The sequence below is a fragment of the Terriglobales bacterium genome (genome assembly GCA_035651655.1).
Lineage (GTDB): Bacteria > Acidobacteriota > Terriglobia > Terriglobales > Acidobacteriaceae > DASRFG01.
In genome coordinates this window covers 104250-131241 of record DASRFG010000019.1, presented here as the reverse complement: position 1 = coordinate 131241, position 26992 = coordinate 104250, and the positions used below count along the sequence as shown (strand labels likewise).

The window sequence follows — 26992 nt, the reverse complement described above, 5'->3', positions numbered from 1 at the left end:
CTGCTATTTTAGATGCTTGAACTCTGCCCGGCTAGCTAGGAAACTTTGCAGGCGAGTGAGAAAGTGATCGTGAATACTGCGCTTCAGCTTCATAACAGAAGTTGCACCCTGCTGATCGGCCTCAGCCTTTGCCTTTCTTTCTACGCCTACGGCGTCCCCCTGCAAGCTCAATCGGCTCAACCAGCTGAGCAGAAACCAGGGCAGTCTTCGCAATTGCCGGATGCGCCTTCCACCACGCAACCGCCCTCCGCAACCGCTGCGCCCTCAACCGCCGCTCCATCATCGCCGGCTACGGAGGAACCCCAGCCAAAGCCAGCGACACCCCCGCCCCCACCCGCCAACGACGCCCCTACCTCGCCGCCGCCCTCTAATGTGACCACGGTGCCGCCGGGTACGGCGCCTCGCACCCCAGGCAGTTCTCGTGACCAGCTATTTACGCTTACCAAGTCCGTAAATTTCGTCGTGTTACCGGTTACTGTTAAAGACGAAGCCGGACATTTGGTGCCTGGCCTGGTACAACGGGATTTTTCAGTTTACGAGGACGGAGTCAAGCAGACCATCCGGTTGTTTACTAGCGATCCTTTTCCGCTATCGGCGGCCGTGATTGTGGACACGGGAATGTCGGATACCGCATTGCGCAAGGTCAACCAGACTTTTGCGGCACTGCAGGGCGCATTCAGCAGTTTCGATGAGCTTGCCCTATACACCTACTCGAACACGGTCAGGAAAGCCACCGACTTCACTGCCATCAACCCGCGACTCGATGGAGTGTTGCAGCAGATAAAACAGGAGCGCGGCGCTACCGGAGGAGTGCCGGTCGTAGGCGGGCCGATCAACTCCGGACCGACGATCAATGGGCTCCCGGCGGACCAAAGCAGGGGAGTCGCGAATACGCCGACGCGCACCTCACATGTGCTCAACGATGCCATACTCGCCGCCGCCTTAGATCTTGGCAAGCGCGATCCGACACGTCGCAAGCTGGTGTTCATCATTAGCGACGGCCAGGAATTGGGGAGCACGGCCAGTTACAACGACGTGTTGAAAGTCCTGCTCTCGCGCAACATTGCGGTTTATGCGGTGGCGGTGGATGCAGCCGCCATTCCAGGTGTTCGCACCGTCGAAAAGATACATCTGCCGCGATTCGGCACCTCAAATATTCTTCCCAAATACGTCTCCGCCACCGCGGGACAGTTATTCCCCGAGTTTTCGCGTCCCGCGATCGAAAGCGCATATGCTGAACTCACTCGTGAGGCCCGCAACCAGTACACGATTGGCTACATGACTCGCGCTACTCCCAGCAGCAGCTATCGCACGGTTGATGTACGGATAGACCAAGCGGGGCTGAAGGTCTACGCCAAGGACGGCTATTATCCCCTGCCGCCAGGTCGCTAGCTTCTGGGGGACTGCTCTTGTCGCTTTGAATACGGGTGGCCGTCAGTAACTCCGTCAATCTGACCTAAGTGCTTGTGGCTGTGATATAAAAATTACTCTGCTGGAGTGCAATTGTAGATCACGCGCGACGGAACAGGCTGAGCGTGTGCAGCCGAATTGAGGCACGGGTTTGAGTTTTATTAACTTTGCAGCCCGGGAAATCAACTGCAAGATCGTCTACTACGGCCCCGGCCTGGGTGGCAAAACCACCAATCTCCAGTTCATTTACGAGAAGACCGGCGAGCAGCAGAAAGGCAAGATGATTTCGCTGGCCACCGAAACAGAGCGTACGCTCTTCTTCGATTTTCTTCCCCTGGATTTGGGGACGGTCCGCGGCTTCAAGACTCGCATCCACCTCTACACCGTTCCCGGACAGGTCTTCTATGATGCCAGCCGCAAGCTGATCCTGCGTGGAGTGGACGGAGTCGTCTTCGTGGCCGACTCTCAGGAAGAGCGTATGGATGCCAACGTGGAGGCCCTGGAGAATCTGCAGGAGAACTTAAAGGAACACGGCTACGATTTCAATCGCATTCCCTACGTTCTGCAGCTCAACAAGCGCGACCTTCCCAACATACTGCCCGTAGAGACATTGAAAAAGGACCTGCTCAAGAAGGATGAGCCGGTGATTGAAGCTGTGGCGTTTCAGGGGGTGGGCGTGTTTGAAACTCTCAAAGCCGTGGCCAAGCAAGTGCTGACCGAATTGAAGCAAAGCGGCTGAAGAGTTCTCTACGCCGCGCTATAAGCCTCCCTGCTTCTTCATCCGTGCCTGGATCTCTTGCGCTGTATATGCTTTAATACCCATTGACTGCTGCTTTGCCTGTTGAAATTGAGGCGTGTTCTGCTGAAACGGTCGGGCAGGAAAGCTGGCGATTTCTTTGGAAACTGCCGCTACGCGGTTTCCCGGGTTCGGGTGATCGCTGAGGAACTGCGGGGCGCTTGCCCCACCTTGCTGCTCGAGCTTCTTGAAAAAATTGGCCATCGCCACCGGATTGTACCCGGCGTTATACATGATGCGGGCCCCGTTCGCATCAGCTTGCGCTTCGTCATTGCGCGAGTATTTCAAGAAAAATGCTCCCACTCCCAGCTGTGCCAGTTTGCCCAGTGTGCTGTTGCCCACCAGTCCGGCCAGTATCTCAGCCGGCATCTGCTTCGTCGCCATATTGGTGGAGTGCCGCAGATACACGTGCGACATTTCGTGCGCCATCACCCCCGCTAGCTGCGCTTCGTTATCGGCAGCCTGGATGGTCCCGAGGTTCACGAATATCGGTCCGCCCGGCAGCGCGAATGCATTGATGTCCTTTTCCTGGACGACATGGAAGTTGTAGGGATATGACCGTTGCGGCATGGTGGCGACAAGCTTCCGCCCCACTTGCTGAACGTACTGCACCACAGGGCTAGAATCAGGCAGGACCGGCATCTGTTTCTTCACCTGGGCGGCGTTCTGCTGCCCGAGCTGTACGTCCTGCTGTTTGGAGAACAGATTAAAGCCGCTGGGATGAAGCAACGGTTCCGACGGGGCCATCGCTGCGGTCGCTAAGGCCAGCAACAGGATTGGCAGCAGGACGCTGCGGGCCAGCAAGCGCGGCAGGCGTGAGATCTCTTTCATGACTCTTCCTTTCCGGAGAATGCCGCTCTCCAGACCTTGCACTCTAAGTTGAATATGAGCAGTGTCTCGTCAGATTAGATGCTTGCTGCCGGGCAGGTCGTTGGTTTTCGGTCAGCAGCATGGCCAGGGTTCCCACAATGGCGGGTAAACAAAAAGGGGCGCCCGAGAGCACCCCATTTGCTTGGCCAAGAAAAACTTATTTGTGATCGAGTAAAGAAGGAGCGCCGGCTTCCCGCCGATTTGCCACTGAGCGAGTGGCGCGTGCCACCGCCGGCATGGCTGTCTCCGGACTGTATTTTTCCAGCAGCACCGGAACCATGGCGCCTTCCGCTTCTTTGACGAAGGTCATCGTGCCCTCGGCGATGTCAACCCGCACAAAATCGCCGAGCTTCACCTGTCCGGTGGCGACCAGATTAGCCAACGGAAACACCAGGTTGCGCTCGATGGCCCGTTTCAAATGCCTGGCGCCGTACTTGAGGTCCGTGCCTTCTTCCAGCAAGAAATCCTTCACCCGCTGTGTGCAAGTGAACACGAATTGATTGTTGCCCGTTGCCATCAATATGCGTTGCTGCACCATGCCCAGTTCGATTTCCAAGATGAGCCGCAACTGCTCTGGCCTGAGCGCCTTGAATACCACCACCTTGTCAATCCGGTTCATGAATTCGGGCGAGAATTTACGGCGCGCCGCTTCTTGCGCGGTGCGCATGATTTTGTCATCCAGCCGCATATCGGTGGTGCGGGGCTGCTGAGCGAACCCGAATCCGCCCATCATGAGATCGTTCATCTCTCCCGCGCCAAGATTCGACGTCATGAAGATCATGCAATTGGAAAGGTCAACCCGGCGGTTGTCACCCAGCGTTAGGGTCGCTTTATCGAGAATGCCGAGCAGCAACTGCCACAACGCATCGGACGCCTTTTCAATCTCGTCGAACAGCAGCAACGAGACCTTGAGCTTCTCCGTATGCCACTGGTTGAGCGCCTCCTGCGTCAGCAGAGGATGGGTTTCCCGATGCCCTAGATATCCCGGCGGCGACCCGATAAGTTTGGCAATCTCATGGCTGTGCTGGAACTCAGCGCAGTCAATCTTTATGCAGGCGCGGGGATCGCCGAAGAGTGCCTCGGCCACCGCTTCCACCACCCTGGTTTTGCCCGATCCGGTGGGACCGAGAAACAACAGGTTCCCGACGGGACGTCCGGGCGCATTCAAACCCGCCAGAAACATCTGGTAGATTTCCGCCACTTTTTCTATGGCATCGTTCTGTCCAACGATTTTGCGGCGCAGAAAGGCTTCAAATTCTTGGGCATCGCCGCTGCGTCGAGTAGGATCTAGCGCGGTATTAAGACCGGTTCTCATAAATTTCTCGACCCACTTTTGATATGGGCCGCCTGGGAGTTCTACTTTCTGTCCAGCGATAGCAATCTGGGACGAGCGCGCGCTGGCTTACCACACTAGCAAGTGGCTCTCCATACTCTGATGCTGTTCCTCCAGACCTTGTCACTAAATCTCTTAGATGTATAAACGACAAAAAGTGTCAGTCCAGAAAACCAGCTCTTGGATGTATATTCGCTGTTTAACGGAAAAGCTTTGCGCACCCCTGTCCACATGCCCACGCATCCCGGAGAGACATACCATGCGTCTAATGGACTGGCGTAATCTGTGTGTCCCTACCCGCACGGGGTAAACATAGGTGTGAGCATCTAGCTCTGTGCGGTGCCTACTTGCGCAAACTACTTCCATTACTCGCGATGGCGGCAGCGGTTCTCGTCCTGCCGTTCCTGTTTCACCATTTTTCACCCGCTCCGTCAGTATGGGCCTACTCTCAGCCGCAGCAGTCAGCGGAGGCCGGCAGACCTGTGGCCACAGCTCCGACGAATGCCGCTTCCAGCGGCTATTCTGCTCCCTTTGCTCACGTTGCCAAGCGCGGCGAGAGCCTGGGACTGTTGGTGCGGACCTATTTACCTCAAACTTCGTACATGACCTCGGCAGAACTGGAAACCGCCATCCGCCAGGCCAATGGAAATCTGCGTGGCTACTCTCTTAAACCCGGACAGTCCGTTGTTATTCCCGGCATTGAGCCTTCGCCGGTGGTGGAGAGATCCATTCCCGTCGCCCGGGATTTCGAGGTACGCGCGGTTTATTTGACGGGAGCTATGGCCTCCAGCCCGAAAGGTCTGCGCCTGATCAACCGGTGGCGAGAAATGGGTGGAAATGCGGTTGTATTCGATATTAAGGACAGCGACGGCACCGTAAACATCGCCTTTAACCACCCGCTGAACTCCCCGGCCCACCGGCCAGTGATACGCAACTTACCCAAGTTGGCACGTTACTTCCACTCTTTGGGCATGCACAGCATCGCCCGGGTGGCGATTTTCCGCGACGAACGCCTGGTGAAAGCCCACCCCGAGCTGGCGGTTCATTCGCGCCGCTCCGGCCAACCCTGGAGAGAAAACGGCAAACTGGTCTGGACCGATCCCTCGAACCCTCAAGTACAGCAGTTCGATATCGCTTTGGCGCATGAGGCGGCACTTTCCGGGGTGGACGAAGTGCAGTTTGACTACGTGCGCTTCCCGGCCGAGGGGGAGCAGAAGGATGCCAAATTTCAGTTCCAGACTGAGCATCCGCAATGGCATCGCTCTGACGTGATTGCCCACTTCCTGAACGACGCCTATAGCAAGCTTCATGCTGATGGGGTTCTACTCTCCCTCGACGTCTTCGGCATTATGGCCTGGCAACGCCCAATTGATCTCGCGCATACCGGACAGGATATCCCAGCCATGGCCCGCTACTGCGACGTGCTCTCGCCCATGATCTATCCCTCGCATTTTTTTGGCATGGATGGCTACGCCCATCCCGGGGACGCTCCGGAGCACTTTATTGGTGAATCTATGGAGCTCTTTCAGAAGGTGACAGCGGGAACTGGCGTAGTGCTTCGTCCCTGGCTGCAGGCCTTCGCCTGGCGAACACACACCTACTCTCCGGAGTACATTGTCAGGCAGGTGAAGGTGGCCAAAGCCAAGGGTGGAACCGGCTTTCTCTTCTGGAACGCACGCAACGACTACAGCAAACCCCTGCGCGCCATGCCTCAAATGACGGCTACTCCTGGCCGCTTTTTCCGTGGTGACGAGCTACCCGGTTCACATCGTCCTCCGGCCGGCACAGCGACCTTACCTGCGACCGCTGGTCTGGGCGGCGGTAACTAAGGATTGGCACTCTCACTGAGGGCGGGCCCAAATTCCGCCCTCGCCTCCTCTCCAATTTGCTGGAACTTGGCCTCGCTCGCATCATCAAACCAACGGGAGATTTTTGAACGTCGGTTATAATTTTGACCAGAGCACGTTCTGTATCGCAACATCAAGCGTGGTTTTGTATCGGCAACCGTTTCTCCCCATTCAGGGTTCGTACTGTTGGCGGTATTATCCAGTTAAGGAGCGTCCATGGCGATTAAGGAGTCCGGGCAGATCTGGCACAACGGGAAATTGATTCCCTGGGACCACGCGAAAATCCACGTGATGTCGCACGTGGTCAATTACGGTTCCGCAGTATTCGAGGGGATTCGTTGTTACGCGCTCCCGAGTGGGCCGGCCATCTTCCGCGCCCATGAGCACATGCAGCGCCTTCTGGACTCGGCCAAGATTTACCGCATTGACGTCGATTACAGCCGCGAAGACCTGGTGAATGGCATGCTGCAATTGGTGAAGGCCAACCAGGTTTGGCCATGCTATCTGCGCCCTATCGTGTTGCGCGGCTACGGTGAAAGCGGGGTGAACCCCTTCAATTCGCCGACCGAGGTTTACATCGTCAACTATGAGTGGGGCAAGTATCTCGGCACCGACGCCGAGCAGGGTGTGGACGTCTGCGTTTCATCCTGGACGCGTATTGCCCCAAATACCTTGCCGGCCATGGCTAAATCCAGCGCCAACTACATGAACTCGCAGCTCATCAAGATGGAAGCAATTATGAACGGGTACGTCGAAGGGATCGCTCTCGACGTCAACGGACAGGTCAGTGAAGGCTCGGGCGAGAACCTCTTTGTTGTTCGCAACGGCACGCTGCTGACAGCTCCCCTGGGGAACTCCGTGCTTCCTGGTATCACCCGCGACTCGGTGTTGCGTCTGGCCCACGAGCTCAAAATACCGGTAGTTGAGCAGGTGATTCCGCGTGAACTGCTGTACATTGCGGATGAGGTTTTCCTTACCGGTACGGCGGCTGAGGTCACCCCAATTCGTTCGGTGGATAAGATCAGTGTCGGAAAAGGCACCCTCGGACCTATCACGAAGAAAGTTCTGCATGCTTTTTATGCGATCATCCGAGGCGAAGCGCCTGATCGTTTCAACTGGCTAACTCCTGTTCCGGTGGGCAGCAAACAACCGGTCGGAGTGTGACCCTGCACCAGTCAGTGGCCTGCCAGCTCGGGTAGCGCGCGCTCCTGCCCGCGAGAGTCTTTGGGACGAAAAGCGGCGGGAAGGAGTGGCCGCCCCGCCGAAAGTCCCATTACCTACGTCACCTTACATTCCGTCCGCTTTGGGCGCATCATTACGCTCGAAATCCATATCCCATAAGGATCTTCCCGGCTCCATGAACATTGACGATCTACTGCGCATTGCCATGGAAAAGAAAGCCTCCGACTTGCACCTCAAGGTCGGCAACTTTCCCCACATCCGCATTGACGGCGTGCTGGTGCCGCTCAACGAGCAGACCCGTATCACTGCCGAAGACATGCTCTCCATGGCGTTCAGCATGATGTCGAGCCGCCAGAAGCAGAAGTTCAAAGAAAACAGCGAATTGGATATGGCGTACGGGGTCGCCGGTCTCGGCCGTTTCCGTGTGAACGTGTTCCAGCAGCGCGGTAACGTGGGAGTGGTGTTGCGCGTCATTCCCACCAAAATTCGGGCCCTCGACGAGCTCTACCTGCCCAAGATCGTGGAGCAGATTTGCGAAATGCCGCGCGGCTTGGTGCTGGTCACGGGCGTCACTGGTTCCGGTAAGTCCACCACGCTGGCCGCGATGGTGGACCGCATCAACGCCAGCCGAGCTGAGCACATCATCACTATCGAAGACCCCATCGAATTTCTGCACCGCGACAAGATGGGTTTTGTGAATCAGCGCGAAGTTGACGTGGACACGCCATCATTCGCTTCGGCGCTCCGCGCTTCGTTGCGTCAGGACCCGGACGTGATTCTGGTCGGCGAAATGCGCGACCTGGAAACCATTGCCACCGCCTTGCACGCGGCTGAAACCGGCCACATGGTTTTCTCCACTTTGCACACTCTTGATGCGGTCGAAACCATCAACCGCATCATCGCGGTCTTCCCGCCGCCTGAGCAGAAACAGATTCGTACGCAGCTGGCGGCCACTGTGCGCGCGGTTATCAGCCAACGCCTGGTAAAACGCGCTGATGGCGAAGGCCGCGTCCCGGCGGTCGAGGTCATGATTGCCACCGCCTATGTCCGCGAGGCCATCATAGCCGCGGAAAAGACCCGTACTATTCGCGAAGCTATCGCCGCCGGTACCTCACAATACGGAATGCAGACCTTTGACCAGTCGCTCTGGGACCTGTTTCAACAGGGGCTGGTCACGTATGAAGTGGCGCTCGAAAACGCCTCCAATGCCGACGACTTCAAGCTCCGCGCGCAGGGCATCTCTTCCACCAGCGAGATCGCGCGTCAGGAGATGCAGGCCACCGGCTTCGGAAATTTCTAATCCCATCAACATTGCTCTTTAGCCACCGCAGTCTTCGCGCTACCCTTGTGGCATGGCATTCCGCCGCAGCAAGAAGACCTACGATGAAGCCGGTCTATACGAATATGCTGTGGGCGCTCTGGGGCGGCGCATGCGCTCAGTGGCTGAACTGAAACGCCTCCTGCGCCAACGCCCGCTGAGCGAACCGGAGCGCGCCGAAGCCCTCATTGACGCCGTTATCAATCGCCTCAAAGACCAGCGCTACCTCAACGACTCGCAATATGCGGCGGCTTATTCTTCTTACCGGCGCGATAACGAGAAATTTGGCCGCATGCGAGTTATGAACGAACTCAAGATGCGGGGGGTGCACGGCGACCTCATCGAGAAAGCAGTCGGCGCCGCTTACGCTGACGTCAACGATGAAACCCAAGCGCGCGATTTCCTGCGCCGCAAGCGCCTGGCCAAGCCCTCCAATCAGAAGCAGGCGGCGCGGATTTTCCGCACCCTTGTGCGCGCTGGGTTCCGCAGCAAAGTCATCTTCGCCATTCTCAAAAAATGGGACGTTGAAGATGAAGTGCTCACTGCGCTCGAAACCGAGGCCGAACCGGAATAGAGCCTCGAACGGGTCGAAACTCCCGATGCTAGAATGAATTCTTCGTCCCCCATGCTCACCGGTTCCCAAATTCGCCGTAAATTCCTGGATTATTTCATCCAGCAGGGCCACAAGGAGGTCCATTCCTCTTCCCTGGTTCCGGCGAACGATCCCACGTTGCTCTTCACCAACGCGGGGATGAACCAATTCAAAGACGTCTTTCTCGGGCTTGAAAAACGCGACTACAAGCGTGCCACCACCTCGCAAAAATGCGTGCGCGCGGGCGGAAAACACAACGACCTGGAAAACGTCGGCTTCACCAACCGCCACCATACCTTTTTCGAGATGCTGGGGAATTTTTCTTTCGGCGATTACTTCAAGAAAGGCGCGGTCCGTTTCGCCTGGGAACTCATCACCTCGCCCCAATGGTTCGGCATTCCCAAAGACCGGCTGTTCGTCACTATTTTCAACGGTGAGGGTGGCGTGCCGCGCGACGAAGAGGCCTACCGCCACTGGCACGAAGACCAGGGCGTGCCAAAAGATCGCATTTACGAGTTCGGCCTCAAAGAGAATTTCTGGCAAATGGGAGACACCGGCCCATGCGGTCCCTGCAGCGAAATTCACTACGACATGGGGCCGGAGGCAAGCGACCAGGGACACAAGGATTGCGAATTCGGCTGCGAGTGCGGCCGCTATGTCGAGATCTGGAACCTCGTCTTCATGCAGTTCGACCGCGACGCCGGCGGAAACCTGAATCCGCTGCCCGCGCCTTCAATTGACACCGGCGCAGGACTGGAACGCTTAGCAGCAGTGCTCCAGGGAAAGATTTCAAATTACGATACTGATCTCTTTGTCCCGTTGCTGAAAAAGGCAGCTGCGCTTTGCGGTGTGGATTACGAAAAGGAGATCAGGGCAGAGTCGAGCGGGCGTAACGCTGCTTCGCTGCGAGTCATCGCAGACCACTCGCGCGCGGCCACGTTCTTGATTTCCGATGGTGTAATGCCCGGCAATGAAGGCCGTAGCTACGTACTTCGCAAGATCATTCGTCGGGCCATAACCCACGGACGTTTATTGGGCCAGAAGAAGCCGTTTCTGTACGAGATGGTGTTCACGGTCCGCGATCTGATGCAGGATGCTTATCCCGAACTCAAGGAAACTGCTGACCGAGTTTCCAAGGTCATCCATGCCGAAGAAACTCGGTTTGCGCATACTTTGGATATCGGTTTGAAAAAACTCGAAGAAGACCTGTCGCCGCTGATCGAGGCCAAGCAGAAAAACCCTGCGGCGCGTGCCATGTATTCCGGCGAGAAAGCGTTCAAGCTATACGACACCTATGGCATGCCGCTCGACTTCATTGTTGACGCGGTACGCGACCAGGGCATTGCCTTTGACCAGGCTGGCTTCGATAGCGCCATGGAGGACCAGCGCGCTCGCGCCAAAGCCTCCTGGAAAGGCGGGGCAGGCAAGCAGACCGCGAATCCGGCCTACCGCAAACTGCCACCCACCGTCTTTGAAGGCTATCGCGAGACAGCTTCGCACGATTCCAAGGTCCTGGCCATCATCAAGGATGGTCAGGGTGTGCAAGAGCTTAAGCCCGCGGAAGAGGGCGAGATCATCCTCGACCACACGCCCTTCTATGCTGAATCAGGTGGCCAGGTCGGCGATGTTGGCTGGCTATACAGCCCCGACCACAACACCGTATTGGCCGAGGTGACCGCCTGCTACTACCCACTTCAAGGCGTGCGCGCGCATAAGGTACTTGCCCGCAAGCCCATTCACCTCGGTGACCCAGTGGATGCTGTGGTCAACACCGACGTCCGCGCTGAAACCATGCGCAACCACACCGCTACGCACCTGCTGCAGGCAGCCTTGCGTGAAACCCTGGGTGGGCACGTTAAGCAGGCGGGATCACTGGTGGCGCCATCACACCTGCGCTTCGACTTTTCCCATTTCACTGCGGTTGAAGACGAAGAGCTTCAGGACATTGAAGACCTGGTCAACAAGGAAGTCCTGCGCAACGAAAAAATTGAAGTGATCAATGACGTTCCCATCGAGGTGGCCATACACGAATACAAGGCCATGGCCCTCTTCGGCGAGAAATATGGCGATCGTGTGCGCGTGGTCAAGATCGGCGACTTCTCCATCGAACTTTGCGGTGGCACCCACACCGAGGCCACGGGTGAGATCGGTCTGGTAAAAGTTCTGGACGAAGGCAGTGTCTCCAGTGGCGTGCGGCGAATCAATGCAGTCACCGGCCAGGGCTCGCTTCGCCATTTCCGCGCCGATCACCAACTCGAGCACGTGGCCCGCGGGCTGATCCACTTTGGCGCCCAGCCGGAAGGATCGCTGGCGACGGCGCTCCGCCACGAAATTGATACTCGCGACGAAGAGATCAAACGCCTGCGGCGCGAACTGGACAAAGTTCGAGTCAAGAGTGCCGCATCTTCAATCACCGCGCTCGACGACAAAGTGCGGGTAGTTAACGGCGTGAAGGTGCTCGCAACCCGTATGGACAATCTGGAGCGCCCGCAACTACGTACCCTGGTGGACCAAATGCGGGACAAGCTGGGCTCAGGCGTGGTGGTCATGGGATCGGCCAGCGACGGGAAGGTGGCACTGATCGTCGGCGTCACCAAAGATCTGACTTCGCGGTTGAATGCCGGCAAGATCATCGCATCGGTGGCGCAGCGAGTGGGCGGCTCTGGCGGCGGACGGCCGGACATGGCCGAAGCGGGGGGAAAAAACCCCGAGAACCTCGATGCTGCTCTGGGTGAAGTTTATTCGGTGGTTGAATCCATCCTGAAATAGCAAGACGACGCTGCTGGACTTCGACCAGCTTCGGGTGTATATACCTCGGAATCCGCACCGCCGCGAGTGGGAGAGTTCTCATTGGATCGCATCCGGTTCATCACGCATCAGGGAAAGCGGATCCTGTTCATTGACCTGAGCCACTGCTCCGCGGAAGAGGTGGCAGCCAACTCTGAACTCGTTCCCGGTTACGTAACTTCCGAGCCCCGCAATTCTGTCCTGATCCTGGTTGACTTCACCGGCTCTCACATAGACCGCACTGCCCTTGAGATCATTAAAAAAGGCATGGTGTTCGACCGCCCGCACGTGAAACGCTCTGCCTGGGTGGGCGCGGAGAGTGTTCCTAAGGCCTTTGTCAACGCTCTCAAGACCTTCTCGCTCCGCCATCTTCCGGCGTTCCCTACGCGTGAAGAGGCGCTCAGCTACCTGGTAGCCGAGAATGATCAACATCAGGAACTGGCCGCGCCGGCGTAACCCACTTTTGGATGACCTCATCCGATTACGCAGAATTTGACTTCGTCGCGACGGGCTCCCCGGTCGTGCTGAGCTGCTAGCTGCGCCAGCGTAAAACTACAGGCCCGTTCATTGGATGGCGCATAGGATTGCCGGTGAGCCGCGCATCCAGGTGTGCCGCCTTCAGTTGGAAGTACCACTTGGCGGGGCGGTCGGCGTCGTCAATCAGCATCAGGTTAGGACTGTGCTTCAGACCTTCCGCCTGCATTTCCATGGTGCGCTGGTCCTGACCAATAAATTTATTTCCCACGAACTTCAACAGCGGCGTCAGCAAGGGCACCCAGCGAAAGATGTTCCACGCGGCGGTGAAATCAATGCGGCAGCGATCGCGAGTCAGGGGCGTGACGGTGGTCATGCTGGAAAACCAGTACTTGCCTGCCCTGATCTGCTCCAAACGAAGGTTCGGCAAGACGAAGTCAATGGTGGTGGTAATGGCTTCCGCGTCGGCGTAAAGACGCAGCAACTTATAAGGCGCGCTGTTCGAGCTAGGGGTGTGGGCGCTCATGCGAAAGCCGTTGGGAATCGGTTCGAAGGCCTTCTGCTTTTCGTGGATGCTGTGCCGGCTACGCCACCACCATGCCTGGTGAACAAAGGGCCCGTGGGCGGGATCCATCAGCCCGATAATTCCCTGGTCCACGCTCACCGGCAGGTCTGCCGTGAGGTGCGCAATCTTGTATTTGTGGCTGAAGGTCACGAGCTGGGGCGGAGGCTGCAGCTCCGCTTCGCGTATGCGGCTGGCCATTTCAGGGATGTAAACCCATATATGGCCGTCCTGCTCTTTGCAGGGAAAATGCTGCGCGAAGATGCGGTCCACCTTGAGCTTGGAATCGGAGGTGAGCGACGGAATTTCACGGCACTGCCCGGTCTGCGGATCAAACTTCCATCCGTGATAACTGCACTCCAGGTGCTGCCCATCAAACCAGCCGCAGGAGAGCGGCATACCCCGATGCGGGCAGGCATCGCGCATGGCAAAAGCATGCCCATCTGTGTCGCGTCCCACCACCAAAGGGACCTCCAGCAGCATTGCCTTCTGCAAGCGGCGGCGACGTACCCGGTTGCCGGGGAGGGCCCGGTACCAAAATCCGAACAACATCTCCGAGTCAGATGACTGACGTTCAGGGGAATCATTCATCGGAAGCTTTTATAAGATTATCGTCAGTTAAGTTCTTTCAGCAGAGCATCGTAACTGATGAAGACGAGTTTAGAATAGTTCTGTTAATCAGACTTTGCCGCTCTGGGAACCATGCGGCAGACAACCCGAAGTGGATTGCATTCGTCCAGTCGAGAGGATCCCATGAGCATGAAAGTAGCAGTGCAAATGATCGTCAGCGGGCTGTTGTGCGCAAGTTTGGTATTCGGGGACTCACTGGCTCACCAAGAGGCAGAAGACGCAGTCCGGCAGGACTCCGGTGGCCAGCAGGTGATTGTGACCGGGTGTCTCAAGCGATCGCAAGACGATTACCTGCTGACGAGTAGTACCGGGGAAGTGTACCGCCTTGACCCCAATGGAGTATCCCTCCATCGTTTTGCCAAGAAAGGCATTCGGGTGGTTGGCCCGATAAGCCGCTCCAACTTGCCGCCAGGCCCTGGCCCTCGGGCAGGTGGCAGTTCCGCGCCCATTCTGAAGGTTGTGAACGTCAATAAGATCGCGAGCAAATGTCCTAAAGACGAAGCCCATTAGAGCCATAGCCAGGCAAGACTATCCCGTTATGCTTTAGTAACTTACGGCTATTACTTCGGTGGTTCATGAGCCTTCTGGAACATTGTTACGTGCATCCACCCACCCTATAATTGACCCACTCTGGTTCGAATCTCCGTCAGGTTTCGGGTAGGCAAGTTTAACTACAAGCGTTTCGGTGTGACCTTGGTACCCGCTATGCGAATGCGTCTCCAGCGCGCCCTGACGGCAATTCCCACACTCGCGATCTCCTTTTGTCTCACCTCGTCATCGGCGCGGGCAGCGGGTCTGCCCGGAAGTGAAACCGGCAACGGCCCCATTATCGTTGCTCAGGAAGAAGGGCGCGTGGTTTACGTCAACGACGCTATTCCACGCAAGCCAAAGCGCTCAACCGCTCCGCAGGAGTCGGACTATACCTACTGGAGTGTTAGGGAGCAGCGCTGGAAGCCGGTGTACCGCACTAACCGTGTAGAGATGCGTGCAGCTCGCTCCGCAGCCGATGAAGTGCGGGAAATGATGACCCCAGGTTCCGAGCCTATTCTGACGCCGGCTGCCTCCAGCAGCTTTATGACACCGGTGCAAATTGACACGGCCATTGAGAAAGCCGCCGAACGGCACAACGTTGATCCCAATCTGGTGCGCGCGGTCGTCAAGGTGGAATCGAACTTCAATCCTCGCGCCGTGTCGCGCAAGGGAGCAATGGGCCTGATGCAGCTCATGCCCTTCACGGCACGACAGCTCAAGGTCACGAACCCCTTCGATCCTCAGCAGAACGTTGATGCCGGTGTGCGCCACTTAAAACAGTTGCTCGACAATTTCGGTGGCGATGTAAAGCTCACGCTTGCTGCCTACAACGCCGGGACTAATGCCGTCCTGCGAAGCTCAGGCGTGCCGCCCTATGCGGAGACCCGCAATTATGTTAAGCGGATCACCCAGCTGTACTGGGGTACTGACGGAAAGGGCAATCAGTTCATCGGCGGAGCCAGCCACGACCCGGTGCGGGTTTACCGGGATGCGGATGGCGTCCTGACCATGACCAACACTGACTGACGTTCGACTCTCGCGTTAGTAGAGTCCAGGTTCTCGCACCAGGTTCGCATTACGGGAAATACGGGCCCATAACTTAATGACTCCCCTGCCAAGCCGCTTCCGGCGCGCTGCCCTGGTCTTGTTGTCCGTGACCTTCGTGGCCGCTCCCTCGGCATTTGCCGGCCACCGAGATACGTCTGGTAAGACTCTTTTTGCCCGCGCAGAGCGCCTGCGTGAGGCGTTGAACGGGCGCTCCGCAGGCCAGCGCTCCCGCCAGGACTACCGGCGCGTAATGGATGCCTACCGCCGCGTTTACTACGCGGCCCCGACCAGCTCAAAAGCAGATGCCGGCGTGGTTGGCGTTGCCGAGCTTTTGGCCGAAATGGGCCGCCAGTTTGAAGACCAGAAGTCGTCGCACGCGGCCATTGGCCAATACGAGTTCCTGCGCCGCCAGTATCCCGGCAGCCGCTATCGCTTCGACGCGCTGTTTACCATTGGGCAAATCTACAAAGAGGACTTAGACGATCCGGCGGGCGCCAAGGCCGCTTTTCAGGAGTTCTTGCAGCGGTATCCCCGCCATCGCCTGGCAGAGCAGGCCCGTAAAGCTGTATCGCAGATCACCGTAGCAGAACGCGAAACTCAGAGTCCGAAAGTAGACGTTCCCGAAAAAGAGACCACGAAAACTGACGTGGCCGAGACCCCTGGTGCACACCAGGACCTGCCTCGCATTACTGGCATCCGCCAATGGTCAACTCCGGATTACATCCGCGTCGCCGTGGACCTGGAAAAGGACCTTAGTTACACGACTGAGCGGCTGCATCACCCCAATCGAATTGTCTTCAATCTCAAGAACAGCCAACTTGCTGCCGTGCTCGTGGGCAAGAGCTTTGATGTGGGGGACGGCTTGCTCAAAAAGATTCGGGTCGCCGAGTACCAGCCCGGGGTATCGCGCATTGTCCTTGAAGTGGATGATGTCGCGAAGTACTCTGCGTTCCTTATCCCGAATCCTGATCGCCTGATTATTGATATTCATGGACAGCCGTCTTCCGTCGAACACCAGAAATCCGCTCGCAAGCCGCAGACCTCCGGAACCTTGGTGGCGAGCAACCCCAACTCCTACGATCCGCACGATGCCGAAGACGACGATGTATCCGTTACGCTAACCACGCCTGTCCTCCAGCCGGTAGCCAAGGAATCAAGCGAGCCGATTGGGAAGGCCCCTCCGGCGCTGAGCCGGCCCGCAAAGATCATCTCTGATGAGGACCAAGAGCCCGCTACAGGGACGGGGAGGGGCTACACTGGCGGTCCGCGTAGCGCGAAACGCTCCACCAGCCAGATCGATGCTCGCGAGGCCCGTCCCACCGCCAACGGCGACCGTTCGCTCATACGCGCCCTCGGTTTGAAGATCGGAAGGATCGTGATTGACCCCGGGCACGGCGGGCATGACACCGGCACCATCGGACCCAGCGGTCTGCGCGAAAAGGACCTGGTGCTCGATGTCGCCCAACGCCTTGGCAAGCTACTGGAGACGCGGCTGGGCGCCGACGTGGTATATACCCGCGAGGACGATACTTTTGTTCCTCTGGAAACCCGCACCGCGGTGGCGAACCGCGAGCAGGCTGACCTGTTCGTTTCCGTGCACGCGAATTCCAGTCGCGATCCCGACGCTCGCGGAGTCGAAACTTATTACCTGAATTTCACCTCTTCGGCAGATGCCCTCGAGGTGGCCGCGCGCGAAAATGCCGTCTCCGAGAAGTCGGTTCACGAGCTGCAGGATCTGGTAAAAAAGATTGCGCTCAAGGAAAAGATCGAAGAATCGCGCGAATTCGCCTTCGACGTACAACACGCCCTCTACTCTGGATTAGTGAGCAAAAGTCCGAATCTGCGCAATCGCGGCGTAAAGAAGGCCCCATTTGTGGTGCTCATCGGTGCCAACATGCCTTCCATCCTGGCAGAGGTTTCCTTTGTCAGTAACCCGAGCGACGAGCACAAGCTCCAGGCCGGTAGCTATCGCCAGAAGATTGCCGAGTCGCTCTACCGTGGAATTGCCCAATATGCCGGAGGGCTGAGTGGCATCAAGGTGGCCAGCACCAGGGAGAAGCCCAACCCTGCGGTCGCCCCCACGGTCACCAAAGACACGCCTTAACCTTCCCAGTAGAAACTTTCTTAGGCCACAGGTAGTCTAAAAGGTAGTGGGTTCGTCACTGGCCCCTTTCGCACTCATGTCTTCCAGGTTGCCAAAATGGTTCTTCGGAGTGGCGCTCTGCGCCGCCTTGCTGGTCTCTGTGCGCCTGGCCCAAGCCGCGCCGAATCGCGCCCCCGCAAGGTCATTTCTGCCCAATGAGTTTTCTGGCTGGCAGCTTACGGGTGCGCCGCGCCTTAGTACTGATCCGGCCGAAGCAGACCCCGCGTTCTCGTCGCTACTCGGCGAATACGGTTTCACCGACTTCGAATCTGCCAAGTACATTCGCGATGATCACTCCATCCGCGTGAAGGCCGCCCGTTTCAATGACGCTACCGGCGCCTATGGCGCCTTTACTTTTTATCGTCAGCCGGAAATGCTGAACGAAACCATCGGCGACAAAGCAGCCTCGGCTAATTTGCGTGTGCTGTTCTGCCGCGGAAACATTTTGGTCGATGCCGTTCTGGATCACATGACTGCCATGTCGGCTGCCGAACTGCGGGAACTGGCGGGCTCCCTTCCCATACCAGTTGGAGGCGCTCGCAATTTGCCCGTGCTGGTGAACTATCTGCCACGGCAATCTCTTCTGCAGAACTCCGCCAAATACATCGTGGGACCGATCGGCTTTAACGCCATCTCCGCGCCCATCAGCGCGAACCTGGTGGACTTCAGCAAAGGGGCCGAGGTGGTTCTGGGAAAATACTCCACCTCTGATGGCGTTGCGACGCTGATGATCATCTCTTATCCGACGCCGCAGATTGCGGCCGAGCGCTTGCGCGCCATAGAAGCTTCCTCGCCAGGGACTTCCCATGAGAGCCAGCCGCGCATCAAGCGCAGCGGTCCCATCGTGGTGCTGACCACCGGACAAATTTCCGCCGGCGATGCCAGGTCCTTGCTGGCTTCGGTGAATTACGACGCGAACGTCACCTGGAATGAAAATACCTTCCTGAGCAAACGCGACAACGTTGGAAACCTGATTATCGGAATATTTATTCTGATCGCCATGCTGGTCGGATTCTCTCTAGTGGCTGGGATCTTCTTCGGAGGCTTCCGGCTGCTCATGAAGCGTCTGTTCCCAGATCGAATCTTTGACCGGTCCAAAGACGTAGAAATTATCAGCCTGAGGCTGGGAAAGTGAGCCGAGTAGCTGACCAACTGTATGATTCAGTGGGCTTTAGCTCGTCTTTATCAGGCCGGAACTCGCCTCTGTGGGAATTTGGCGGTCGCTAGTGAGTATTAGGGAGCAAGCCGTAAGTTACTGAAAACAGAGCGATTATTCTCGAAAAAAATCTTGACACCCTGCTTTAGCGGCCCATAAGATTTCGCCAGAAAGTTTTGACGGTCTTAAAGCCTCCGTTAGAACTATTCTCCCTTGAACAAAAGGCCGTCCGGGCTGCCCGGGTGGCCTTTTGGTTTTGTATCTCCTTTTACTGGCTTCTGCGAAACAGCGCCCGTGCTAACGGGGATTCGAGCGATAAGTCCACTCACCCCTCCCGACCGAACTTGCAATATCGCTTCTATCCTTCGAGTGCGCCTCTGCAACGGCAGCAACTACGATCTCGTGTGCGGGTGCAAGCGAGCACGTGGGATCAGTTGCACTTGCATCTCCCGTCAGAAGAAACGCCTGGCAACGGCATCCCCCGAAGTCCAGTTCGCGGCGATCACAACTGCGACACGGTTCCGGCATCCAACCCTGTCCGCGGAATTGACGAAAAGCTGCTGATTCTTCCCATATCTCGCGCAACGATTTGTCTTGCACGTTTTCGAAATGTATCCCGGGAATCACGGCCGCGGCGTGGCATGGCAGCGCATCCCCCGAGGGGTTGATCAATATCATTTTCCGTCCCCATCCGCCCATGCAGGGCTTGGGATAGCGGGCGTAGTAATCGGGAGTCACGAATTCAATCCGCATTCGCCCTTGCAGACGCTGCTGCGCAGCTCTCACTGTGAGCTGAGAAGCTTCCAACTGCGCTTCGGTCGGCAATAATTCGGCACGGTTCTTCAGCGCCCAGCCGTAATACTGCACATTGGCGATCTCCAGGCGGTCCGGACGCAGCTCTTCCGCGAAGCCAATGATCTCCTCCAGGCGGTCCAGATTCTTCCGGTGCACAACAACATTGATCGTGAATCCCACACTCGCCTCGCGAATACGTCCTGCGATTTCAACTTTGTGTTTGTGGGTCTTTGCTCCGGCGATGTTGTCCGCGAGGTTCTCGTCTGAATCCTGAAAGCTCAACTGGATGTGGTCCAGCCCGGCTGCTATCAGGGCATCCAAGCGCTCTGCCGTAAGTCCAATCCCCGAGGTTATGAGATTGGTGTAAAGCCGCACAGCACGCGCGGCGCCGACAAGCTCGATCAGACCCGGCCGCGCCAGGGGTTCTCCGCCTGTCAGATCAAGCTGCAGAACACCGAGTTCAGCAGCTTGCTGAAATACATTCACCCACACTGAGGTGGGCAATTCAGCGCCCCGAGCTTTCATCTCCAGGGGGTTCGAGCAATAGACGCAACTCAGCGGGCACCTGTGGGTAAGCTCCGCGATCAAGGCGAGTGGGCCCGTCATCTGACGCGCTCCGCCATCGCCGCCCAAATCACTCATAATCTACAGCTCGACGTTGGTGTAACCGATCGAGAAACGCAGCCGCATCGTCCTCGATTTTTGTGCTTTCCGGGGAGCGAAACTCGGCTTGCAGCTCACTCACAATCTGGTTGAATGTATGCTCCCCGTCACAGCGCTGCACGATCCGCAGCCCCGGCCCATTCAATCGCAATGCAGCCTCGGGCATGAGCAGCGTGGCGCCCTGGCCGGGCGCATCGCTGATCCGGCACCCGCGGGCCAATTTTGGCCGGGACGTTGGCAGCGGTCGCGTCACGCCCCATCCTTGATCACGAACGCTCCGGGCGGCGGCCATCCCGGCTGAACATAGGCAAAGTAAAGTGCATCAAGCTGCGCCCAAAGAATGTCGCATTTGGCGCGAAGCGCGCCGCACGCCAGCTCCTGTTCGGCAAAGGTATGCGCGTGACTGACCACCCATTGCAACGCGAACTCCGCATCCGCAGGGGCCTGGGTTAGGCGTGCCTCAAAATAGCTGAGCCCGTGCGCTAGCCAGGGATAGTGTTTCCGCAGGGCATCCACGCGCAGAGTGATCAGTGATCCCGAAAATAGTTCGGTCAAAGAAGAGGCCACCGCTTCCAGGAAGGACTGCTCCGTAACCCAGCGCAGGTATTCGTTCACTGCGTATCTCACCCCGGGGAGCACGCCTTCTCCCGCCGCCACCCGCGCACGATCCAGCCCGGTAGCTTCGGCCAGCCGCAGCCATTTTTCTATGCCTCCGGGGCGACCGTCGTCGCCGTCATGGTCTACGATGCGCTTGCGCCAGACGCGGCGGAACCCAGCATCGTTGCTGCGCGCCAGGATAATCGCGTCTTTGATCGGAATGTGACTTTGGTAGCAGTACCGGTTCAGCGCCCATGCCTGCAGTTGGCCGCGCGTCAGCTTTCCCTCGTGCATCAAGAGGTGAAAGGGATGTTTGTGGTGGTAGCGTTCTTCACCGATTTGCCGCAAGCGGGCCACCAGCTGGGCTTGGGACATGGGTGGCGCAGTGGCCGTAGCGCTCAAATCTGGAACTCCATTCCGTCTTCCGCAATTTCCCAGCCCGCCTCGCTCACCTGGCGATGCTCGGCACTATCCTCATCGAGAATGGGATTGGTATTGTTCACGTGAATAAATATCTTCCTGGGATGCCTAAGCGAAGCCAGCAAACGCAGGCTGCCCTCCGGCCCTGAAATCGGCAAATGACCCATTTCGCGGGCATTGGATCCCGCGCCACGAGTGCGCACCAATTCATCGTCGCTCCAAAACGTGCCATCCACGAAAATAACGTCGCAGCTCTCGAGCTTGGACAGCAATTCCGCACCGACTCCCGGAAGTGACGGAGCAAACAATATCCGCTTGGGTGGAGTTTCCGAATCCGCCGTCATTTCGTTAATCATGAGGCCGATGACCGCCTCTTCCGCAAGCAGAACGGCCTGGCGCTCCGGAGTGACATATGCGGGATATTTGCCGGTCAATCCGATCGGATGACATCGGAAACCATGCCCGGCAGCGCCTCCGGGAAGTTCAAACGGCGTGGCCGGGTGAACGTCATGCCATTTGATCTGCTCGGGGACCCGTTGCAGGAGCTTGAAGACGCTGTTGTCCTCGGTCAGGATGCGACGAATTCCTGCAGTCGCGTACAAATGCAGCGGCTGAAATTCGCGGAGTAGAAGGAGTCCAAGGACGTGGTCCAGATCGCCTCCGGTGAGCACAACCCCGGCAATGGGAGTGTGCGGCGACTCTGTTCTGGGATGCAAATCAGACGTGGACTCGATTTGGCTGCGCAGGTCAGCCGAGGCTCCCAGCAAATACCATGTACCTGTGTGATTGCTGACTGCGACCTGGGTCTGGGTACGTGCTTTGCCGTGAAAACCACCCTGCCTTAAACGGTGACAATTCGAGCAGGCGCAATTCCACTGTGGAAAGCCACCCCCGGCCGCAGAGCCGAGGACTTTGACCCGCATCCGCGGATTACAGTTCCGCGTTTACGTAAGAGTTGATTTCGCAGCTCAGGCTAACTTCTTCAAAAGCGGGCGCTTCCCATTCCATGACGACTCCCATACCGTGCATTTTAGCCCTGACGACGGGCAGCACGGGAATTATATCCTCGGATGCATTCCCGCGGCAATCGGCTGCTTGTTGGGATGTTTCCGGCTCATCTGAGGGGTGGGATCACGCTCGAATGGAGCACCGGAAGGGGGTAGCATAGACCACTTGCACTCTACCGGCGCCGGTAGTAAAAGGTCTGCAGCATGAGCCCCGCCGACGACAAATTCTACCTTCCGAGAATTACCGCGCGGGTTGATATTGCTCCTGATTTATGGAGCATCCGGATAGATCCGGCGGGTGAATTTCACTTCACTGCTGGTCAATATGCCACGCTAGGGGTAGAGAGCTCGAGTAAGCGGCTGGAGCGGGCTTACTCAATCCTCTCGTCGCCCTATGAAAATGAGCTGGAGTTCTTCTTTGAGCTGGTGCCGGAGGGCGTGCTCACGCCAAACCTTTACAAACTCCAGGTCGGCGATTCCCTGCTCATGCGAAAGGTCCCCAAAGGCAGATTTGTTCTCGACACCCAGAGCGGCCGTTCCAATCACCTGCTGGTGTGCACCGTCACCGGTGTGGCTCCGTTTGTCAGCTACATCCGGACCCTTTTTGCGGACTGGAAAGCCGGAAAATTTTCCGGTGAGCACAAATTGTTTCTGCTCAACGGCGCCAGCCGCTCTTGGGAGTTCGGCTATCGCGACGAACTGGAAAAAATCGCGGCTGAAGTTCCCTGGTTGACCTATGTACCGACGGTGAGCCGGCCGTGGGAGGACCCCGACTGGAAAGGTGAGAGAGGGCGCGTTGACGACCTCATCCGGAAGTATGCGGACTCCTGGGCTTTGTCACCTCAAAATACCGCCGCATACCTGTGCGGTCATCCTGAGATGATCTCGCATGGTAAGGGTATTCTGCAGCGCGTCGGCTTTGGGAAAGAAAGCGTAAAAGAAGAGGTTTACTGGATTCCGGCGAAGCAGGCACAGGCCTCGTAGTCGCTCCCCACACAAGCCCGCCTTGACCGTCCTATTTCACCAGAACAAATCGTCCCCCGTCGGTGAATAAAATCACGAGATTCATAACCACAAACATTAGATCGTAGTGCCACCCGGATCCCTTGTGACCCCAGAATCCGATGTGCCAAACAAACATCTTTTTATAGATCGCGCCCAGCATGACCATAATTAAACTTAGCGCGGCGAGTTGGGTTAGAAAGCCGAACGCCACTCCCAGTCCTCCCAATAACTCCACCGCTCCCAGTACCAGGGTCAAGCCTCTGCTCAGGCCGATGCTCTTACTGCGCCGTTCAGAATCTCTCAAGTGGTTCCATCCACTGCTGACGAAGACCACCGCCACCATCAATCTCAACAACAGCAGTCCGACATCTGTGAACTGAAGTAACTGAGGAAAAAGCATAAGAAACGTCTCCCCTGGTTGCGTCCGCGGGACGACACTGCGCAGCGGATTTCCGCCCTCGGCCCCAATTGTGCCATTACTTCAGTATTCACGCGCTCCCCTGGTTTTCGCCGGGTGCTCGCGCGATGAACGCCCAACAGTAACCTTGGTAACATGGGCCGCGCGGCATCTGCCCCTAAAATCAATCTGTGGGCGTCCGTCACTCTGCACGAGCGAAGTACTGCCTGTTGGGGGCATGGGTGTTGGTGTGCCTCTCGGCCGTCCTCTCATTACTCATCCCACACAGCTACCGCCTGACCGCGTTAGGCGATTTTTCGCAAGTCATTCTTCTGCTCGCTGCCGTGCTGGCGATGGCTGCAAATGTAAAGTCCGGTGACCGGCAAGCTCGACTTTTTTGGGGATTGATGACGCTGGGCTGCGGTATGTGGCTCTCGGTACAAGCCCTCTGGACTTACTTTGAAGTTTTCCTGCATCGCGAAGTTCCCAATCCCTTCATTGGGGATGTGGTGCTCTTCCTGCATCTTGTACCCATGATGGGCGCATTGGCCATGCAACCGCACGTAGACCGCGAGGAACACAGCACTCGGCTGGGCGCGCTGGACTTCACCCTGCTGCTGATCTGGTGGCTTTATCTTTACTTATTTGCGGTCATTCCGTGGCAGTACGTTTCACCTAACGCCACCTTATACGGCCATAGCTTTGATGTTCTCTATCTTATGGAGCATCTAGTTTTCCTGGCCATGGCCGGTTTCGTTTGGCTGAGGAGCGTTGGCGACTCCAAAATCATCTTTGGACATCTTCTCGGAGCCGGTGCGCTTTATGCCTTCAGTTCCATTGCCGCCAGTGTGGCCATTGATTTTGGACATTACTACACGGGCAGTTTCTACGATGTGCCGCTGGTAGCTTGTATGGCATGGTTTTTCGGCCTGGGACTGGTTGGAAACCATCTCCCATTCAGGACCGCCCCTATCAAAGAAGGAGAAGGAAAGCGTGATGTCTGGGGAGCCCGCCTGGCGACAGGGGCCGTCCTTTCTCTGCCGGTTCTGGCGGGATGGTCTGAATACATGAGCCACGCCCCCGGCAGAGTGCAGAGCTTCCGCATGATGCTGACCTTGTGCGGCATGATGCTGATGGGAGGACTACTCGCCCTGAAGCAGTACCGGCTCGACAAAGAATTGGCGCACGCCAACCAGGAATTGCGTGAAGCCTCGTTGACCGATCTGCTCACCGGAGCCAAGAACCGGCGGTTCCTGACTACGACCATTGAGGGCGATGTTCGGCACGTTATTCGAGCGTATTCTCCGAACTCAGGATGCGCCAGCGTCCGCAATCGTGACCTGATTTTCTATCTTATTGATGCCGACCATTTCAAAGAAGTCAATGATCGCTACGGTCATGATCTCGGAGACGGCGTGCTGGTGCAAATTGCGCGCCGAATCAGCTCAGCCATCCGGCATTCTGACGTCCTCATCCGCTGGGGCGGCGAAGAGTTCCTTGTGGTATCCCGATATACCAATCGCGACGAGGCTGCTGCCCTTGCGGCGCGCGTCCTTAATGCTGTCGGGTCAGAAAAGTATGAGCTGCAAGGTGGACAGAAGATCGGCCGCACCTGCTCCATAGGCTGGGCTGTCTTCCCGTGGATTGTCCGCGATCCCGAGGCTGTCTCCTATGGCGACGTGCTGCGGGTCGCGGACCGGGCGTTGTATGAGGCCAAAAAAGCGGGCAGGAATCAATCAATCGGAATGTTGCCGTTGACCGAAACTCTTCCTGTGCTGCCACCCTTCGAAGAGAAGGGCCAGAGCATCATGGAAGTGTTGCCGGTTCGCACAGTAGTGACCTTGGGGCCATCGGCATCGAACCAGGAGGCCGCGGCTGCAGCAGCCCCCGCAAAGGCCATGGCCGCGACACAGGACGCCTAGAACGGGCTCTGTCCTAGCCACCGGCCGCTCGCGCCTGACCCACTGCACGGCGCTTCCTCAAGTATCCACGTAGCGAAAACGCTTCCTCAGCATTTCCCAGAGCGAATGCCGCAAAACAAAGTGCCAACACCAGGTGTTCCAAAGAAGCCCCGAAATATTGCCAGGGTGCCGCCTTCGGCCCAGGATAATTCGAGGCAAAGAGCAGCGTGAGCATATAAATGAAGGCGCAAATGCTGGCAGTCCGCACTAGGATTCCCAATACCAGTGACAACCCGATTGCCAACTCACCATACGCAACCAGGAAAGCGATCGCTCTTGCGTGTGGCAGGACAAAATCTCTCAATACCGGGACCATCCAGGGATACGCGCCATCCTGCAGGAAATGGGTTATCCAGAATTGAAATCCGCCGCCGGTCGTAAACTGCGCTCCAAAGACTTTGTATTCCCCAAAAATGAGAAACAGCACACCGACTGCAATACGCAGTCCTGCGAGCGCCTTTGCGTTTGAAGTCAGCTGTTTCATCAAGTCTTCTTTGATTGTTCCAGCAAGCGCTTAAAGCTGTCGCGGGTAAGAATATCGTTCTCGCTGAAGAACACGCGCAAGAGCGAGAGCAACTTCGCCGAGTCCGGCGCCCCTTGAGGAGAGCTTGAGCTTGGCTGGCCAGGGGTTGACGTCGGGAGGTTGCGCGTCAGCACCTCCTGTACCTTGGCTTCTCTCTCGACTGCAGGGCGCAAACTCACGTTTTCGGGTGGTTCGGCAACCGCGACAGTCGCTGGTGGCTTACTCTGTGCCGCCGCTGGCCCCAGCTTCACAGGCTGGGTACGTCCCAGCCGCGACGGACTGAGCTTCTGCAGAACTTGCTTTAACTCTTCGCGAGCGTCACCGTGAAAAGCGATAAACTCCAGTCCCATACCAAGAGACGCAACCGACATGCGTACTTCGCCGTTAAATGCCATCTCCTTATCGCCGACCCGGAGCGATATTTCCAGCACAGTACCTACGGCCACTGGAGTCGAAACCTCCACATAACAGCCGCCCAGACTGATCTCCCCCAACTTACCCCAAATGTACCGCTCCGCACCGGGGGTACGAAATCCCACATCTCCAGCTGAGCGATAGCGGACATACTGCCGCCGCTCACGTTGCGGAGTATCCGAGCTGGTAAGAACACCGATGTAGCTTTCATCTCTCTTGACCGCCCAAAGCTGCTCCGGCCAAATACATTTTTCCGGTTCCACGGGTCTTATTCCGACCTGCGATTTCGGGGAAGATTTCGAGACCCATATCACCCGAAAACGGGCCTTCTGACTTTCGTACTGCACCCAAATGGCGTCGCCGGAGGTTTTTATACAGTCAATTCCATCGAGGCGCGCGCCATGGAAACTCAATTCATTTGCCACCACATTCACATTGAACGGTTTGCCATCAGAGCCAATTCCCCATACCTTTACGGGTGCTCCCTGGTGTATGGCGGTCTGCTCAAGTTCTGGTGCCATTTGGAAGTGTA

24 protein-coding genes are annotated in these 26992 nt (G+C 57.2%); 14 read left to right on the top strand and 10 right to left on the bottom strand.

The annotated features are described in order from the left end of the window. Positions 1 to 69 precede the first annotated feature (69 nt). Positions 70 to 1392 carry a VWA domain-containing protein gene (locus tag VFA76_07990; GenBank protein HZR31778.1) on the top strand — a complete coding sequence of 441 codons (1323 nt, stop codon included), beginning with the start codon at positions 70 to 72 and terminating at the stop codon, positions 1390 to 1392. A gap of 169 nt (positions 1393 to 1561) precedes the next feature. Beyond that, positions 1562 to 2149 carry an ADP-ribosylation factor-like protein gene (locus VFA76_07985; protein ID HZR31777.1) on the top strand — a complete coding sequence of 196 codons (588 nt, stop codon included), beginning with the start codon at positions 1562 to 1564 and terminating at the stop codon, positions 2147 to 2149. 18 nt (positions 2150 to 2167) lie between these two features. On the opposite strand, the gene VFA76_07980 is transcribed toward VFA76_07985, so the two are convergent. Together VFA76_07980 and VFA76_07975 are read right to left on the bottom strand one after the other, a co-directional pair. Beyond that, positions 2168 to 3037, bottom strand: a complete 870-nt coding sequence (locus VFA76_07980; protein ID HZR31776.1) for a M48 family metallopeptidase — start codon at positions 3035 to 3037, stop codon at positions 2168 to 2170. A gap of 196 nt (positions 3038 to 3233) precedes the next feature. Next, a complete protein-coding gene (locus VFA76_07975; GenBank protein ID HZR31775.1) occupies positions 3234 to 4391 on the bottom strand; it encodes an AAA family ATPase in 1158 nt (385 codons plus the stop codon). Between the two features lie 365 nt (positions 4392 to 4756). Between VFA76_07975 and VFA76_07970 the strand changes: the two genes are divergently transcribed. The 6 genes from VFA76_07970 (at position 4757) to VFA76_07945 (ending at position 12591) form a co-directional block, all read left to right on the top strand. Further along, the gene (locus tag VFA76_07970; GenBank protein HZR31774.1) at positions 4757 to 6238 is read left to right on the top strand and encodes a putative glycoside hydrolase; all 1482 of its coding nucleotides are present in this window, start codon (positions 4757 to 4759) and stop codon (positions 6236 to 6238) included. Positions 6239 to 6472: 234 nt separating this feature from the next. After that, complete coding sequence (locus VFA76_07965; GenBank protein ID HZR31773.1) at positions 6473 to 7420, top strand: branched-chain amino acid transaminase; 948 nt, start codon at positions 6473 to 6475, stop codon at positions 7418 to 7420. Positions 7421 to 7613: 193 nt separating this feature from the next. After that, complete coding sequence (locus tag VFA76_07960; GenBank protein HZR31772.1) at positions 7614 to 8738, top strand: type IV pilus twitching motility protein PilT; 1125 nt, start codon at positions 7614 to 7616, stop codon at positions 8736 to 8738. Between the two features lie 52 nt (positions 8739 to 8790). Continuing rightward, entirely contained in the window at positions 8791 to 9330 is a 540-nt protein-coding gene (locus tag VFA76_07955) for a regulatory protein RecX (protein ID HZR31771.1), read from the top strand. A 33-nt stretch (positions 9331 to 9363) separates the two neighbouring features. After that, positions 9364 to 12117, top strand: a complete 2754-nt coding sequence (gene alaS / locus VFA76_07950) for an alanine--tRNA ligase (GenBank protein ID HZR31770.1) — start codon at positions 9364 to 9366, stop codon at positions 12115 to 12117. A gap of 81 nt (positions 12118 to 12198) precedes the next feature. Beyond that, positions 12199 to 12591 (top strand): hypothetical protein, encoded by a 393-nt coding sequence (locus VFA76_07945; protein HZR31769.1) that lies wholly within the window; start codon positions 12199 to 12201, stop codon positions 12589 to 12591. A gap of 76 nt (positions 12592 to 12667) precedes the next feature. On the opposite strand, the gene VFA76_07940 is transcribed toward VFA76_07945, so the two are convergent. Then, on the bottom strand, positions 12668 to 13762 hold the full coding sequence (locus VFA76_07940; protein HZR31768.1) for a Rieske 2Fe-2S domain-containing protein: 1095 nt from the start codon (positions 13760 to 13762) through the stop codon (positions 12668 to 12670). A gap of 162 nt (positions 13763 to 13924) precedes the next feature. On the opposite strand from VFA76_07940, the gene VFA76_07935 reads away from it, so the two are divergent. The 4 genes from VFA76_07935 (at position 13925) to VFA76_07920 (ending at position 18657) form a co-directional block, all read left to right on the top strand. Continuing rightward, complete coding sequence (locus VFA76_07935; GenBank protein HZR31767.1) at positions 13925 to 14311, top strand: hypothetical protein; 387 nt, start codon at positions 13925 to 13927, stop codon at positions 14309 to 14311. Positions 14312 to 14506: 195 nt separating this feature from the next. Further along, complete coding sequence (locus VFA76_07930) at positions 14507 to 15358, top strand: lytic transglycosylase domain-containing protein (GenBank protein ID HZR31766.1); 852 nt, start codon at positions 14507 to 14509, stop codon at positions 15356 to 15358. Positions 15359 to 15434: 76 nt separating this feature from the next. Continuing rightward, positions 15435 to 17483 carry an N-acetylmuramoyl-L-alanine amidase gene (locus VFA76_07925; GenBank protein HZR31765.1) on the top strand — a complete coding sequence of 683 codons (2049 nt, stop codon included), beginning with the start codon at positions 15435 to 15437 and terminating at the stop codon, positions 17481 to 17483. A 76-nt stretch (positions 17484 to 17559) separates the two neighbouring features. Then, positions 17560 to 18657 (top strand): DUF6599 family protein, encoded by a 1098-nt coding sequence (locus tag VFA76_07920; protein ID HZR31764.1) that lies wholly within the window; start codon positions 17560 to 17562, stop codon positions 18655 to 18657. 318 nt (positions 18658 to 18975) lie between these two features. Here the strand turns inward: VFA76_07920 and pqqE are convergent, their stop codons facing one another. From pqqE to pqqB, 4 genes are read right to left on the bottom strand one after another with little or no spacing between them, the layout of a single operon-like run. Further along, positions 18976 to 20115: a pyrroloquinoline quinone biosynthesis protein PqqE gene (pqqE, locus tag VFA76_07915; protein ID HZR31763.1), complete on the bottom strand. Its 1140-nt coding sequence runs from the start codon at positions 20113 to 20115 to the stop codon at positions 18976 to 18978. Beyond that, the gene (gene pqqD, locus VFA76_07910) at positions 20108 to 20389 is read right to left on the bottom strand and encodes a pyrroloquinoline quinone biosynthesis peptide chaperone PqqD (protein HZR31762.1); all 282 of its coding nucleotides are present in this window, start codon (positions 20387 to 20389) and stop codon (positions 20108 to 20110) included. The genes pqqE and pqqD overlap by 8 nt, the downstream gene beginning before the upstream one ends. Beyond that, entirely contained in the window at positions 20386 to 21108 is a 723-nt protein-coding gene (gene pqqC, locus VFA76_07905) for a pyrroloquinoline-quinone synthase PqqC (protein HZR31761.1), read from the bottom strand. The genes pqqD and pqqC overlap by 4 nt, the downstream gene beginning before the upstream one ends. A gap of 23 nt (positions 21109 to 21131) precedes the next feature. Further along, positions 21132 to 22076, bottom strand: coding sequence for a pyrroloquinoline quinone biosynthesis protein PqqB (pqqB, locus tag VFA76_07900; protein HZR31760.1), 945 nt, complete (start codon positions 22074 to 22076; stop codon positions 21132 to 21134). Positions 22077 to 22364: 288 nt separating this feature from the next. Here pqqB and VFA76_07895 point away from each other — a divergent pair, with 288 nt between their 5' ends. After that, on the top strand, positions 22365 to 23144 hold the full coding sequence (locus VFA76_07895; GenBank protein HZR31759.1) for a ferredoxin--NADP reductase: 780 nt from the start codon (positions 22365 to 22367) through the stop codon (positions 23142 to 23144). Positions 23145 to 23175: 31 nt separating this feature from the next. On the opposite strand, the gene VFA76_07890 is transcribed toward VFA76_07895, so the two are convergent. Beyond that, a complete protein-coding gene (locus VFA76_07890) occupies positions 23176 to 23565 on the bottom strand; it encodes a DoxX family protein (GenBank protein HZR31758.1) in 390 nt (129 codons plus the stop codon). Positions 23566 to 23804: 239 nt separating this feature from the next. On the opposite strand from VFA76_07890, the gene VFA76_07885 reads away from it, so the two are divergent. Then, on the top strand, positions 23805 to 25484 hold the full coding sequence (locus VFA76_07885; protein HZR31757.1) for a GGDEF domain-containing protein: 1680 nt from the start codon (positions 23805 to 23807) through the stop codon (positions 25482 to 25484). Positions 25485 to 25497: 13 nt separating this feature from the next. Here the strand turns inward: VFA76_07885 and VFA76_07880 are convergent, their stop codons facing one another. Further along, positions 25498 to 26007: a DoxX family protein gene (locus VFA76_07880; protein HZR31756.1), complete on the bottom strand. Its 510-nt coding sequence runs from the start codon at positions 26005 to 26007 to the stop codon at positions 25498 to 25500. Next, positions 26007 to 26981 (bottom strand): PilZ domain-containing protein, encoded by a 975-nt coding sequence (locus VFA76_07875; GenBank protein HZR31755.1) that lies wholly within the window; start codon positions 26979 to 26981, stop codon positions 26007 to 26009. The genes VFA76_07880 and VFA76_07875 overlap by 1 nt, the downstream gene beginning before the upstream one ends. Positions 26982 to 26992: the final 11 nt, after the last annotated feature.

What these genes read in the sequence shown, in the direction of transcription:
- VFA76_07895 (HZR31759.1), top strand. Translation starts at nt 22,365, where the DNA reads ATGAGCCCCGCCGACGACAAATTCTACCTTCCGAGAATTACCGCGCGG.
- pqqE (HZR31763.1), bottom strand. Translation starts at nt 20,115, where the DNA reads ATGAGTGATTTGGGCGGCGATGGCGGAGCGCGTCAGATGACGGGCCCA.
- VFA76_07960 (HZR31772.1), top strand. Translation starts at nt 7,614, where the DNA reads ATGAACATTGACGATCTACTGCGCATTGCCATGGAAAAGAAAGCCTCC.
- pqqB (HZR31760.1), bottom strand. Translation starts at nt 22,076, where the DNA reads ATGCGGGTCAAAGTCCTCGGCTCTGCGGCCGGGGGTGGCTTTCCACAG.
- VFA76_07980 (HZR31776.1), bottom strand. Translation starts at nt 3,037, where the DNA reads ATGAAAGAGATCTCACGCCTGCCGCGCTTGCTGGCCCGCAGCGTCCTG.
- VFA76_07880 (HZR31756.1), bottom strand. Translation starts at nt 26,007, where the DNA reads ATGAAACAGCTGACTTCAAACGCAAAGGCGCTCGCAGGACTGCGTATT.
- VFA76_07930 (HZR31766.1), top strand. Translation starts at nt 14,507, where the DNA reads ATGCGAATGCGTCTCCAGCGCGCCCTGACGGCAATTCCCACACTCGCG.
- VFA76_07890 (HZR31758.1), bottom strand. Translation starts at nt 23,565, where the DNA reads ATGCTTTTTCCTCAGTTACTTCAGTTCACAGATGTCGGACTGCTGTTG.
- VFA76_07965 (HZR31773.1), top strand. Translation starts at nt 6,473, where the DNA reads ATGGCGATTAAGGAGTCCGGGCAGATCTGGCACAACGGGAAATTGATT.
- pqqC (HZR31761.1), bottom strand. Translation starts at nt 21,108, where the DNA reads ATGTCCCAAGCCCAGCTGGTGGCCCGCTTGCGGCAAATCGGTGAAGAA.
- VFA76_07955 (HZR31771.1), top strand. Translation starts at nt 8,791, where the DNA reads ATGGCATTCCGCCGCAGCAAGAAGACCTACGATGAAGCCGGTCTATAC.
- alaS (HZR31770.1), top strand. Translation starts at nt 9,364, where the DNA reads ATGAATTCTTCGTCCCCCATGCTCACCGGTTCCCAAATTCGCCGTAAA.
- VFA76_07920 (HZR31764.1), top strand. Translation starts at nt 17,560, where the DNA reads ATGTCTTCCAGGTTGCCAAAATGGTTCTTCGGAGTGGCGCTCTGCGCC.
- VFA76_07875 (HZR31755.1), bottom strand. Translation starts at nt 26,981, where the DNA reads ATGGCACCAGAACTTGAGCAGACCGCCATACACCAGGGAGCACCCGTA.
- VFA76_07940 (HZR31768.1), bottom strand. Translation starts at nt 13,762, where the DNA reads ATGAATGATTCCCCTGAACGTCAGTCATCTGACTCGGAGATGTTGTTC.
- VFA76_07925 (HZR31765.1), top strand. Translation starts at nt 15,435, where the DNA reads ATGACTCCCCTGCCAAGCCGCTTCCGGCGCGCTGCCCTGGTCTTGTTG.
- VFA76_07935 (HZR31767.1), top strand. Translation starts at nt 13,925, where the DNA reads ATGAGCATGAAAGTAGCAGTGCAAATGATCGTCAGCGGGCTGTTGTGC.
- VFA76_07975 (HZR31775.1), bottom strand. Translation starts at nt 4,391, where the DNA reads ATGAGAACCGGTCTTAATACCGCGCTAGATCCTACTCGACGCAGCGGC.